We start from the raw sequence: 14,763 nt of genomic DNA, 5'->3' as shown, positions 1-14,763 counted from the left end.
TTTATAATTATCGTAATAACGGGAAGTATAGACCTTAACTTTCGAGGGGGGTATGTATGTCATATTCAATTTTTGATTGCTCCCAGTTTATAACTTTTAACTGTGATGAGGAAATTTTAAAGAAAGAAGTAGCTCGATTTGAAAGACTAGGAATAAAGGTGCTTTTAAAAGAAGAATTAACTGAGAAGAAACAAGCATATCTAAAGCCATTTCTTCAGAAAACAGTAATTGAACTATTTGACCAAGAGTTTGTAGGTCTGTTTGAGGATTGGGAGGAAGAAGGAAACCCGCCAATTGAAATTATCAACCTGAAAACAGAAACCGCTGAATTTTGTAGTCAGATGGACATAAAATCTTTGAAGTTAATTATCATATCATGCGCTTCAGAAAATATTGAGGAAGACACAATTATTAGTAAGACGGTTCATATTGACCAGTTTTACGCAGGACTTTTTGTACTTTCCAAGTGGAACTTCAAAGAAGTTGCTGATAATTTGATTCTTACAATTAATCTGTAGTCATCTTTTCTATACCTTGATTGGCTTCTTGGGGCCGTTATAGGTTTATTTTTCCAATAGCTCTCTTCTTGGATACAAGGTGTGGGCTATTGGACGCTTACGGATAAAGCACGGAAGCTCACAGTCTATGATTACTCCAATTTCGATCAATGACTGCTCTAAAGGAAGTAGATAGTTATTGCGCAGCGGTAGATTATGCTGTTTCTGTCTTGTTGAAAAAAGTTCACTACTCCCGTTTTTCAGAAAAATCCGCAGATGTTCCATTTATTATCTTCAAAACTTGATAAAAAAGATTCGTATGAGTTCGCCAACAGGGGACTTCCTCTATTATGGAGGTGGTTCCCTTTTTGTGTTAAAAATTCTGTTCGGGTTGATACATCATCAGCCCTTGTATGTTGGTACATAAACGCCCATTAGTCGCTCACTATTTATGGAAGAGAAACTTTTTTGCTGAAATCGGCACGATCGTGCAGTGGGCTGTGACGATGGGGCGAATGCCCGCATATGATGGATTAGGCTTAGACTGGAGCCCGTCGGAAAGGAGAGAGCACATGAAGAAGAAGAAAGAAGTCCGCTCGAACAAAGGTAAAAAACCGCTCTATTATGTCGATGATCCGAACACGTCAGAATTAAAAATGCTCGATCGGATGATGAAAACAAAAAAAGTTGTGGAAGAGCAGAAAAAAATGGCCAGCATTAACGCTTTAGCGGAGATGCCGACCGAATCAGCTCCCCTTAACCGGACAGACGAACGGATGGAGTCTCATGTTGATGATGCTGATCTTTTATCTGCTGAGCATGAGGCACATCGTTCAGATACACGCAATAATGATGCGCTATCGTCTGCTCCGGGCTTACAAAAACGGTTGTCATCTGAACGGACGGAGCAAGATGTTGCGTATGGAGGCAGTGATTTAGGTGCTTCACGGGATGTTTCTGCTTTTATGCAACCGGATAGTACAGCTAGAAGTTTCTCGCGAGACTCGAACAGAGAATCAAGGGAGTCAAGAGAATATAGGGATCGGGAAGCAAGAGAAGCTAGGGAATCAAGGGGAAACAGAGAAGTAGGTAGCAGAGCGTCATCTGGAAGAGGCACAGAACCGAGGGGCGTGTCATCACGAGGCAGAAGCCAGTCGGCAACAGAGCGCGACGCGATAATTGAGCAAGGCGATCTTTTGCCTGACAGGATTGTTGAACCTGCTGAACTTGAAGGGATAGGGGCATCAACCGACGAAGGAAGAAGCAGCAGCGGCGCAAGTAAAAGTGAATTCACCGGCTTGGACAACGAAAAAGTGAATTCGGATACGTATGAAATGGAAAGCGTGTCAATGAGTGGTGAATCCAAACCTACTCGCGGTATTCCCCCTATCGCTAAGGCACATGAGGAATTGACCGACACGAGCAACCTCAGCTCCACTGGCCGACCGAACAGGAGTGCCAAGCAAAAAGAAATGCAGGCCCGATCAAGAATGGAGCAGACTCCGAAACCGGATGAGTCGCGTATCTCAGTTGATGAGCAGGAAGCTATCCCAAACCCAAACGAGATTCAAGGCAGCGCAAACATAGGCCCAAACTCAAGCTCGAACTCAAACCCAAACTCAGACCCAAACCCAAACTCAAGGCCCAACCCAAACGTAAACCCAAATCCAAACCCCAACCCAAATCAAAATCAAAATCCAAATCCAAATCCAAGCGTAGGCGCGGGCTCCAACCAAAGCTCAAGTGAAGCAGATCGCGAACAATGGCTGCAAGAAAAGCGGAACAAGCGGACCAAAGCATTTATTTACACCGATGATATTGCCGATGAATCGGTTACAAATGAGAAGTTGGCATCGTATGCGATCAGCGGCTCTAAAATAAAGCGTGAAAGTATCGACTCCGATGCGTTGCGAGACTACTCGGTATCTACCATTAAAATTGCCGATGGGGCCATAACAGGCTCAAAAATTGCACCAGAGTCAATAGCTGGCGAGCATTTAATTCGCAATGCCATTTCAGGTGGTAAAATTCGAGATCGTTCGATTACAGGCGAAAAAATTAAAGACGGCAGCATCACGTCCGAAAAGCTTGCCGATAAGACGATCGACTCTGACAAAATCGCTGAAGGTTCCATTCAAACGAAACATTTGAGCGCCTTTATCATTTCAACCGAGTTGCTGCAAGATCAAGCGATTACTTCGGACAAAATTCGAAGCGGAGCTATTCATCCTGAAAATTTAGCGAATGAAGCCATCGATACCTCGAAGCTCGCGGAGGAGTCTGTTACGACCTCGAAGCTGCGTAGTGCTTCGATAACGAGCGATAAGTTGGCTCCTGGCAGCGTAAAGAGCGGACACTTGCTAGACGGTAGTGTAACGGGTAGGGCGATTGCAGAGCAAGTGATCGAAAGTCGTCACATCGGCCAAGGACAAATTAAAGGCGAGCACATTGCGCCAGGGGCGTTAGTCGGTGTGCAATTGCAGCCGCAATCCATCACCGCTGTGCACATTTTGCCTGGCTCGGTTCAAACGCAACATCTACAAGAGGAAGTCGTTCACCAAGAGCATATTGGGCAAGGCGAAATTCAAGGCTGGCACTTAACCGAGCAGGCGGTTACTTCCGGTAAGTTGGCCGATCAAGCGATTACGACGATTAAGCTCGTGGATCATGCGGTCACCTCATCCAAAATTGCAGATCAAAGCGTCGTCCCCCACAAAATTGCAGACGAAGCCGTACAGACGCGGCACATCGCGAAACAGTCAGTCGGCTCACAACAACTATCTCCATCATCTGTGACAGCACAGCATATTGCTACCGAAGTAGTAGGTAGCGATCATATCGTAAGGGAAAGTATTGATGAGCGTCATCTCAAGGACGGTTCAGTGACTTCCTATATCATCGCTGAGCAAGCTGTGCAAAGTAAGCACATTAGCATGCATGCGGTCGAAACCCTGCACATTCGTGACGAGGCCATTACGACCGACAAGCTCGGCACAGCTAGCGTGATCACGGAAATTATTGCGGACAACGCCGTTACACATCAGAAGCTGGCCGAATGGAGTGTCACGGCTGATAAGCTTGCTGATGCCAGCGTACAAGCGCGTCACATTAGTGATGGCGCGATTACAGCTCAAGCGATTGAGATTTGCTCCGTACTAGACGGCCATATCGCACCTGGTGCAATCGGCAGTGAGCATATTCGTGCCCATGCTATCGAATCGTCGATGCTCAAAAACGATTCCGTCACAAGCGATAAAATGGCAGCGCACGCGGTACGGGATCGGCATATTGGCGCTGGAGTCGTATACTCGCACCATTTGGCCGACCATGTGATTACTTCATTAAAGTTGTCGCCAGAAAGTGTGTCCACGGACAAAGTCAGCGATATGGCCGTTACAACAAGCAAGCTGGCTAACCAAAGCGTAACAGCAGATAAATTAGCTGCTGACAGTGTCGAGCAGATGCATTTGACAGAAGGAGCCGTCACGGGCGAAACGATTCGAGATAAGTCCATTCAAGCCCGCCATCTTACTCCCGATTCTGTTCATGTCGAGCATATTGCGGCTGACTCTGTAAATACGGAAGCGATACAGGCTGAAGCCGTCACAAGCGATCAGTTGGCGTCCAGCAGTGTTACTTCCCGCCACATCGCGCCAAGTAGCATTCGTCCTACCCATCTTGCAGATGAATCCATTCAAGGCAGCCATATTCAGCAAAATAGCTTAAGTACCGCACATTTTCAAGATCAAGCGATTACCCAAGACAAAGTTGCTTTCAATAGCATTGGTTCTGAGCAACTGCAAACAGACAGCATAGCAGCGATTCATTTACAAGACGGAACGATTACAGCTGCGAAACTAGGCCAACAGGTCATTCAGGCTGCACATTTAACACCGGATATTATTAACCAAGTCCATCTTGCTGACGGCAGCGTAACCGAGCGTCACATCCAACCGCAGGCGATCACGACAGATATGCTACAGGACAACAGTGTTACGCAAGATAAGATTGCTGCTAACGCGATTATTGGGAAGCACATTGCGCTAGAGACGATTTCCGGCAAGCATTTACGTGTGGAGTCGGTGCAAGGCTATCATTTGAAAAAGGGAAGTATATCGATCGCGCATCTTGGCGGAGATGTGCTGACAGGCGACTTCATTGCCGATCAAAGCTTAACGGGCGATAAGCTGCAAGATGGTTCAATTACCGGAACGCACATTGCGGATGCAGCTCTGAACACCCAGCATTTGCAGGATGGTGCCATAACAGCTGCCAAGTTGGCTAAAGGAGCCGTTGAAGCTGCTCACATCATGGAGGCTGCTGTAGAAGGCAGACATATTAGCCTGCAGGCGATAAGCGGGGAGCATCTTCAAAGCGAAACCTTAACAGGGATTCACCTTGCAGCGGGTGCCATTCAATCGTCACATGTGTATGCTGCCGCGATTACAGCTGAACATATAGCTCTTGGCGCAGTCACGACAGAGGCCATTGCTGACCACGCGATCGACTCGCAGCAAATTGCTGCCCAAGCGGTGACGAGTGAGCATATTGCATTTGGATCTGTCTCAGGGGATCATTTGCATACAGAAAGTATTGGCAGTGAGCATTTGCAAATTTCTTCTGTAGGCTCGCTTCATTTGCAGGCAGAACTTATTGACGCCCGACATTTAAAGTCGAGCATTATCGTGTCCGAGCATTTGACAGAAGGTGCGATCCTTCCTCATCACTTGCGTGAGCAAAGTATTAGCGCAGCCCATTTGCAAGCGGACATTATTCGGACAGAAATGTTACAAGAAGGGGCCGTTGAGCGTAGCAAATTGGCCGACAATGCCGTAAGCGCCTTGAAGTTGGCTGATTCAGCAGTTGAGGGCCGCCACATCACAGACTCAGCCGTGCGCGGCAAACATATTGCCCTGTCTTCCATTGAAGGCAAGCATATTGCCGAATGCGAAATTATGTCCGAACACCTTTTGCCTAAATCGGTTACATCTCGTCATATTGCAGAGGCCAATGTGCAGACGGCTCACTTGGTGGATCGATCCATTACGAATGATAAGTTGTCTGACGGCGTAGTGACGTCTGAAAAATTGGCGCCAAAGTCAGTACGGAGCGAGCATATTGAACCGCACTCTATCGGGGCATATATGATGCAGGACGGCAGTGTACTCAATGAAAAATTGGCTGAGGGCAGCGTGACAAGCAACAAAATTGGGAAACGTGCCATTACGTCAGCCCATTTGATTGCGCAGTCGATCCAAACCGAGCACCTTGACAACGCCATTATCGAAGCGCGTCATATTAGTGACCATGCGGTGCGTACTCACCATATTGGTATAGGTGAAATCGATAGTTTACATTTGTCTGACAGTTCAGTCAGCAGTCAGAACATTCAACATGCAGCTATTCACGGTTATCATGTGGTTGACGGTGCGATTACGAGCGACAAGTTGACGGACGGGGCCGTAACGGGCAGCAAAGTCGCCCGTGGCAGCATGGCAACCGAACACTTGCAGTTGCAATCCATAACGAACGCTTTGCTGCAAGATGAGAGCGTGACCGTTGATAAATTAGCAGCGGGCAGCATTACAAGCGATAAACTCGTTACCGGTGCGGTTGGTTCTGAACAGCTGGCGGTTGAGGGCGTTAATGGTGAGCATTTGGCCAATCATGCGGTTAGCTCGCGACATTTGGCAGACCATGTGATACAGGCGCGTCATTTGGGCACTGGTGAAATTCAGACCGAGCATTTGCAAGAGTATGTAATCGGGCCGAATCAGTTGCAAGCTTCGGCCGTACACGGCGAGCATCTTGCCGACGGTTCAGTTAGCGCAGAGAAGCTTGACAATCGGGCGGTCTACGGTAAAAAAATTGCGCTGAAGTCGATTAACAGTGAGCATATTCAAGACGATGCGTTAACTACGTCTATGTTGCAGCATGGCAGCGTTTCGAATGAGAAGTTGGCGAACGGCGCTGTTACCGGACAAAAGGTTGCGACAGAATCGATTAGCTCGGCACATATGCGGATCGAGTCTATTTTGGCAGAACACTTAGCTACCGGAGCGGTGTCCGGTCGCACGATACGCAACCATACTATCGAAGGTATTCACGTGGCAAATGGAGCGATCACTGGCGAGCATATACATCCGCAGGCCGTAGGGCCACAGCATATGCAGTCGTACGCGATTCATGCTGAACACATCCAAGACGAAGCTGTCAGCTCGACGAAGCTAGCGAAAAGCGCGGTGCAGGCTGCGCATTTAGGTGAAGATACAGTAGCCGCTAAACATATTCAAGCAGGTGCTGTGGATGAGGCTGCATTGGCCAGTGGGGTTGTTACAGCGGATAAAATTGCGCCACAAGCGATTCAAAGCCATCACCTTGCATCAGGGGCCGTACATGCTGAACATTTATCAGCAGGTGTTGTTACCCAAGAGCATCTTCGTTCAAATACGGTGCATGCTCAACATTTGGCCAACATAAGCGTCTCGTCCGAGAAGCTACAAGCTGAGGCGGTACAGAGCGACCATATTGCCGCATTGTCGATTCGGTCCCATCATTTGGCTGATCACGCCATACGATCGTATCACTTATCTGAAGGTTCTGTCTCACGTGAAGCCTTGTCTGACGGGGCGGTGACTGGCGAAAAACTCACCAAGCAGGCTATACGTGCCGAGCATGTACAGGATGGTGCCATTCAGGAGCAAGGACTGGGAGATAGTAGTGTAACGACGGCGAAGCTGGCTACGCGCAGTGTAACGAGTGAAAAATTAAGCGATGGCGCCGTGTCGTCTACGAAGCTGCAAGCGGAGGCCGTACAGCAGAGCCATATTGCACCTAATGCGATTCAATCTGATCATCTCGTAAACGGCGTAGTCAAAGGACGTCACATCGCTTTAGGTGAAATTACGTCAGAACATTTGCAGCCCATGTCTATTGGTCCCGAACATTTGCAGGCGGGATCTTTCCAACTGCATCATTTTATGTTGGATGAATTAGGCGGCGAGCGGTTAGCTGATAAGTCAATTACAGGTAATAAATTAGCTTGGCAGACGCTGACATCAGACCATTTACAACCGGAAAGTATTCGTGGCGAGTCGTTGCGCAACGGCAGTATTACATCGGAAAAAATGGCTTTCGGTGCCGTGCAAACGGGGCAACTTGGCATCGAGTCAGTAGGCCGACATCATTTTCAAGAAGGAGCTGTAACCGAGAATGCGTTAGCAGATGGTAGTGTGACGCAGTCGAAGCTGGCTCCTAAGTCGGTCGTAGCAGCGCATTTGAACATTGGCATTGTGCGTAAAGAACATTTAAACAACGATGTATTTGCTGCTTTTGCCCATGAAGTGCAAAATAGTGTTTCGACTTGGATGCCGGATGGTGTGGTACAGCATGCGCATATGGCAGTGGAGTCTGTTGGCAGTAGGCAGATGCAGCCTGAAGCCGTAGGCGAAAGAGCGTTGAAGGATGGCAGTGTAACCGGAGCGAAGCTATCGGCAGGAGCGGTGACGAGCGATCACTTAGCGGAAGGCGTCGTGACAGCTGCTCATCTCGCAGATGGAGCAGTGAAGGAAGCGGCTCTTAAAAATGGCAGCGTAACAGGAGCGAAGTTGTCGATCGGAGCTGTGAACGGCGAGCATCTCGCAGTCGGAGCAGTAACAGCCGAACATCTCGCAGCTGGAGCAGTAATGGAAGCAGTGCTGCAAGATGGCAGTGTGACGGGAGCGAAGCTGTCGAGCAGAGCCGTAACCGGCGACCATCTCGTGGTCGGAGCAGTGACAGCCGAGCATCTAGCTGATGGGGCGGTAGCGGAAGCAGCGCTGCAAGACGGCAGTGTAACGGGAGCGAAGCTGTCTGTAGGAGCAGTGACTGGCGACCATCTCGTGGTCGGAGCAGTGACAGCCGAACATTTAGCAGCTGGAGCAGTAATGGAAGCGGCGCTACAAGATGGCAGTGTGACAGGATCGAAGCTGTCTGTAGGTGCAGTGACAGGGGATCAGCTCGCGGTCGGAGCAGTGGTAGCCGCTCATCTCGCAGCTGGAGCAGTAATGGAAGCAGCGCTGCAAGATGGCAGTGTGACGGGAGCAAAGCTGTCGATCGGAGCTGTATCCGGCGATCATCTCGTGGTCGGAGCAGTGACAGCCGAACATCTAGCAGTTGGTGCGGTAGAGGAAGCAGCACTGCAAGATGGCAGTGTGACGGGAGCGAAGCTGTCTGTAGGTGCAGTGACTGGTAATCATCTGGTGGTCGGAGCAGTGACAGCCGAACATCTAGCTGATGGCGCGGTGGATGAATCCGTGCTGCAAGATGGTAGTGTGACAGGATCGAAGCTGGCAGCGGAGTCCGTAATGGCTGAGCATATTGCCAATGGAGCGATAGATACCGTCCATATTGCTGTGAATGCTGTTGATGAGATGGCGTTAAAAAACGGCAGTGTCACGGGAGCGAAGCTGGCAGCAGGTGCTGTCAAGAGCGCTCATATATCGGGCAGCGCCATCGCAGCCGAGCACATAGCGGCTAATGCGGTAGGCGAGCTTGCGCTAGCAGACGGAAGCGTAACAAGTGAAAAATTAACGAAGCGGTCCATTGGTGCATCTCATCTCGCACATAACGCTGTGCATACGGAGCATGTTGGCAATGGGATTATCGAGGCGCGACATATAAGCGATTATGCGGTTCGCACACATCATATTGGGTCGGGCGAAATCGAAGCGCATCATTTGACGGACGCCATGATTAACAGTTTACATTTACAATTTGGCGCGGTGCAGACAGGGCATATCGCTGACAACACGGTAACGGCGAATAAGTTGGCCGAAGGAGCTGTAACAAGCAACCATATCGTAGCAGACGCAATTGGAACCGAACATTTACAGTTTGATTCGATTACTAGTTCTTTACTACAAGACGACAGCGTTACAGCAAGTAAAATTTCGGATGCAAGTATAACGAGAGAAAAGCTTACAACGGGTGCAGTGGGTGCTGAACAGCTTGCTGGTGAATCTGTGCATCGAGAGCATATTCATTATGAAGCTGTCGGAGAAGAGCAGCTAGCTGATAACGCTGTGCGAAGCCGCCATATTGGTATTGGCGAAGTAGCGGGAGCTCATTTACAACCTAACCTTATCGAATCTGGGCATATTCAGCCAGCGGCGGTGCAACAGGCTCATCTTGCTCGTCATGCTGTGAACACGGAGAAGCTGGCCGACGGCGCTGTGCGTAGTGAACAGTTAGCTGCTCAAGCGGTTGGCGCGGAGCATATGCAAGCTGATGCTATTTCTTCTGACTGCTTGCAAAATGGCAGCGTTACGTCTGAGAAGCTCACTCATGAAGCGGTAACGAGGGAGAAAATAGCTCCTGCTGCTATCGGTGCCATACATCTGTCGGCGGGTGCGATTTTGGAAGGGCACTTGAATGCTGGGATCGTATCTTCAAGTACACTTGCGCCTAAAGCGGTTGAAAAAACGCATATCGCAGGTGGGGCGGTAAATACGGAGCATCTTGCTGCGCATGCAATTGAACCGCAACACATTCAAGCTTCGGCCATTCGTACCGAGCATTTGAAGGATGGCATTATTGCAACTGAAAAACTGGCATATGGAGCAGTTGAATCCGTTAATTTAGCTGATTATGCAGTAACTGCACGTCATATTCAACATCGAGCAGTAACGTCTACAGCACTTGAGAACGGCTCAGTAACGTCAGAGAAGTTAGCTATGAACGTCGTGCTGAGTGAGCATATTCAGCCTGGTGCTATTGGGAAAACGGAGCTGGATGAGGGCAGTGTAACAACTGGGAAATTAGCGGACAACAGTATAACGGCGCATAAGCTGCAAGCGGAGGCCGTTCAGAGTGAGCATATTGCGCCGCATGTGGTTCAGACGGAGCATATTGCTGCCGGAGCGATTCGAGCTCGTCATATCGGCTTCGGAGAAATTACCTCGGTGCATGTTCAGAAAATGTCGATCGGTCCAGAGCATTTGCAAGTAGGCGCATTCCAAATGCAGCATTTTATGCAAGGTGATTTTCATGGCGAGAAGCTGCAGGATGGCACGATAACGTCTGAAAAACTAGCGGCTAGAGCAGTGGAGTCAGCCCATATTAGTGAAGCTGCTATACGTCAAGAGCATTTGAGCGATGAGGTGCTGCGAACGATTACGGATGTGGTTCGTGACGGCGTAGCGGTGCTGTTAGCAGACGATAGTGTAACGACGGAAAAGTTGTTGGATGGAAGTGTAACGACGGAAAAGTTGTTGGATGGAAGTGTAACGACGGAAAAGTTGTTGGATGGAAGTGTGACGGCAGAGAAGTTGTTGGATGGAAGTGTGACGGCAGAGAAGTTGTTGGATGGAAGTGTGACGACGGAGAAGCTGTTGGATGGAAGTGTGACGGCAGAGAAGCTGTTGGATGGAAGTGTGACGACGGAGAAGTTGTTGGATAGAAGTGTGACGACGGAGAAGTTGTTGGATGGAAGTGTGACGGCAGAGAAGCTGTTGGATGGAAGTGTGACGACGGAAAAGTTGTTGGATAGAAGTGTGACGACGGAGAAGTTGTTGGATGGAAGTGTGACGACGGAGAAGTTGTTGGATGGAAGTGTAACGGCTGAGAAGTTGTTGGACGGAAGTGTAACGACGGAGAAGTTGTTGGACGGAAGCGTGACGACGGAGAAGCTGTTGGATGGAAGTGTGACAGCAGAGAAGTTGTTGGATGGAAGTGTGACGGCGGAGAAGTTGTTGGATGGAAGTGTGACGACGGAGAAGTTGTTGGACGGAAGCGTGACGACGGAGAAGTTGTTGGACGGAAGTGTGACGGCGGAGAAGCTGTTGGATGGAAGTGTGACAGCAGAGAAGTTGTTGGATGGAAGTGTGACGACGGAGAAGTTGTTGGATGGAAGTGTGACGACGGAGAAGTTGTTGGATGGAAGTGTGACAGCAGAGAAGTTGTTGGATAGAAGTGTGACGACGGAGAAGTTGTTGGATGGAAGTGTGACGGCGGAGAAGTTGTTGGATGGAAGTGTGACGGCAGAGAAGTTGTTGGACGGAAGTGTGACGACGGAGAAGTTGTTGGATGGAAGTGTGACGGCGGAGAAGTTGTTGGACGGAAGTGTGACGACGGAGAAGTTGTTGGACGGAAGTGTGACGACGGAGAAGTTGTTGGACGGAAGTGTAACGACGGAGAAGTTGTTGGACGGAAGTGTGACGACGGAGAAGCTGTTGGATGGAAGTGTGACGGCAGAGAAGTTGTTGGATGGAAGTGTGACGACAGAGAAGTTGTTGGATGGAAGCGTAACGGCGGAGAAGCTGTTGGACGGAAGTGTGACGGCTGAGAAGTTGTTGGACGGAAGTGTGACGGCGGAGAAGCTGTTAGATGGAAGTGTGACGACGGAGAAGTTGTTGGATGGAAGTGTGACGGCATCTAAAATTGCATTTGGTACTATCGCTGATGTTCATATTGTTCCTAACTCCATTCAGGCTGTTCATCTGGATGAGACATTGCGTCAGTTTTTGGAAGATGCGATTCAACCTAAAGATCAGCAAGTCTTATCGGTAGGCGAAATTCGTGCCGAGCATATTTGCGAGTCTGCAATTGAAATGCATCATTTGCAAGAAGAAGCTGTGAGTACGGTAGCATTACAAGATGGTTCTGTAACAGCGGAAAAATTAGGTTACCACGCGGTAAGTTCCATCCATTTACAAGAGCATATCGTTAATGCCGCTCACCTTGAGTCTCGGGCTGTTGGCTCGGATCAGTTAGATGTTCTATCTGTTAAAAGTGAGCATTTGGCACCATTGGTCGTGCAAGCAAAGCACATTGCTTTTGGATCGATTCATAGCTCTCATCTAGTAGCAGGGGAAATTGCCAGCCAACATCTTTCGGCGAACAGTGTACAGTCTGCACATTTGGAAGTGGACGCTGTCCAATCTGCACATGTTGCTGCTGGGGCTATCGAAACACGCCATATTGCGGATGGAACGGTCGGGTCTGCCCAATTGGCAGAGCAAAGCATACAAGAAGGCCATATCGCAGAAGGCAGTATTCAATCGCTTCATTTAGCAGATGGCATCCTTGAAGCACGTCATTTTGGACCGCTCTTAATGAACAACGCTAATTTACAGCCGGATTCGGTTGGGTATGAGCATTTACAACACGATACGGTGCAGGCGATTCACCTTGTAGATGGGGCCATTGTAACGAATAAGCTCGCGGATAGTGCTGTTACAAGTCATAAGCTTGCAATGGACAGCGTGCAAGCGCCGCACATCGGGGAAGCAGCGATAGAAGCGCGGCACTTAAGCGCTGGCGTAGTGCAAGCCGGACACATCGAGCAAGGAGCGATAAGCGCTGCGCATTTGACGGCAGACAGCGTGCAAGCACCGCATGTCGGGGAAGCAGCGATTGAATCGTGGCACTTAAGTGCTGGCGCTGTGCAAGCCATGCACATCGAGCAAGGAGCGATAAGCGCTGCGCATTTGACGGCAGACAGCGTGCAAGCGCCGCATGTCGGGGAAGCAGCGATTGAAGCGCGGCACTTAAGCGCTGGAGCAGTGCAAGCCATGCACATCGAGCAAGGAGCGATAAGTGCTGCTCATTTGACGGCAGACAGCGTGCAAGCGCCGCATATCGGGGAAACAGTGATCGAAGCGCGGCACTTAAGTGCTGGCGCAGTGCAAGCCGGACACATCGAGCAAGGAGCAATAAGCGCCACTCATTTGACGGCAGGCAGCGTGCAAGCGCCGCATGTCGGGGAAGCAGCGATTGAATCGTGGCACTTAAGTGCTGGCGCTGTGCAAGCCATGCACATCGAGCAAGGAGCGATAAGTGCTGCGCATTTGACGGCAAGCAGCGTGCAAGCGCCGCATGTCGGGGAAGCAGCGATTGAAGCGCGGCACATAAGCGCTGGCGCAGTGCAAGCGATGCATATCGGCCAAGGAGCAGTGCAAGCCGAACACATCGAGCAAGGAGCAATAAGCGCCGCTCATTTGACGGCAAGCAGCGTGCAAGCGCCGCACATCGGGGAATCAGCGATCGAAGCGCGGCACTTAAGCACTGGCACAGTGCAAGCGATGCATATCGGCCAAGGAGCAGTGCAAGCCGGACACATCGAGCAAGGAGCGATAAGCGCCGCTCATTTGACGGCAGACAGTGTGCAAGCGCCACATATCGGGGAAGCAGCGATTGAATCGTGGCACTTAAGCGCTGGCGCAGTGCAAGCGATGCATATCGGCCAAAGAGCAGTGCAAGCCGGACACATCGAGCAAGGAGCAATAAGCGCCGCTCATTTGACGGCAAGCAGCGTGCAAGCGCCGCACATCGGGGAAGCAGCAATCGATTCGCGGCACTTAAGCGCTGGCGCAGTGCAAGCCATGCATATCAACCAAGGAGCGGTAACAACAGCTCATTTGGCATCAAATAGCGTGCAGGCACAGCATATTTCCGCCGGAACCATTCAGGGCGTGCATTTGGCTGCCGATGTAATAGCAAGTCATCATCTTATGGAAGGCGCCATTACCGAATACCATCTCGCCGCTGCTTCGATTTATACAGAGCATGTCGTAGACGGGGCTATTACAGAAGCTCATCTGGCTAAAAGTAGCGTACATTCGGAGCATGTTGCCAAAGGCGCGATTAAAGATCAACATCTTGCTTCGAATATTATTCAGACCGCTCATCTTGCAGCGGGAGCTGTAACCGAGCATCATATTGCTGATGATGCTGTGCAGGCGTCGCATATTGCAGAAGATTCCATCGAAAGTCGCCATATTAGTGTCTATTCCATTCAATCCGCCCATATCGTCGACGAAGCGGTTACAAGTCGTCACCTTGTTGAAGGAACGATTCAGAGTGAACATTTACGAGCGGGTGCAGTCACCCCTGAAAAATGTGCATTTTCACCAGTACGTACGTCTAAAGCCCACAGCGCAGCTCTACAGCAGTTCGGAGCCACACCTTTTTCCTTCAAAGATCATGATGAAAAAATTGAAGTTCAACTTACCTTCGGTGAGGCCTATACGAGCCCTGACTACGTAGTCGTAGCAATGACGAACCATGGGTCGTGCTATGCCGTGTTGAAATCCAAAGCACATGATCATGCCATTATCGAAATAATCCGCACTCGAATCGGACCGCAACCGGTTGGCTTTATATCTTGGATTGCGATTGGATAACGATTAATCATGCATATTCATTCTGTCCACAACGGAATGAACGAACGAAAAGCCGTCAGCATCACGCTGATGGCTTTTTGCATGGGAGTATGAAAAAAGAGTTT

2 protein-coding genes are annotated in these 14,763 nt (G+C 49.7%); both read left to right on the top strand.

Annotated elements, in window-relative coordinates; genetic code table 11:
• Window positions 1-56: 56 nt before the first annotated feature.
• Window positions 57-518, top strand: a complete 462-nt coding sequence (locus KIK04_RS05275) for a hypothetical protein (protein ID WP_232277263.1) — start codon at window positions 57-59, stop codon at window positions 516-518.
• A 392-nt stretch (window positions 519-910) separates the two neighbouring features.
• Complete coding sequence (locus KIK04_RS05270) at window positions 911-14,659, top strand: WIAG-tail domain (RefSeq protein WP_232277262.1); 13,749 nt, start codon at window positions 911-913, stop codon at window positions 14,657-14,659.
• Window positions 14,660-14,763: the final 104 nt, after the last annotated feature.

Source organism: Paenibacillus sp. 481, assembly GCF_021223605.1.
GTDB lineage: Bacteria > Bacillota > Bacilli > Paenibacillales > Paenibacillaceae > Paenibacillus_B.
This window is presented reverse-complemented; position numbering and strand designations above follow the sequence as displayed.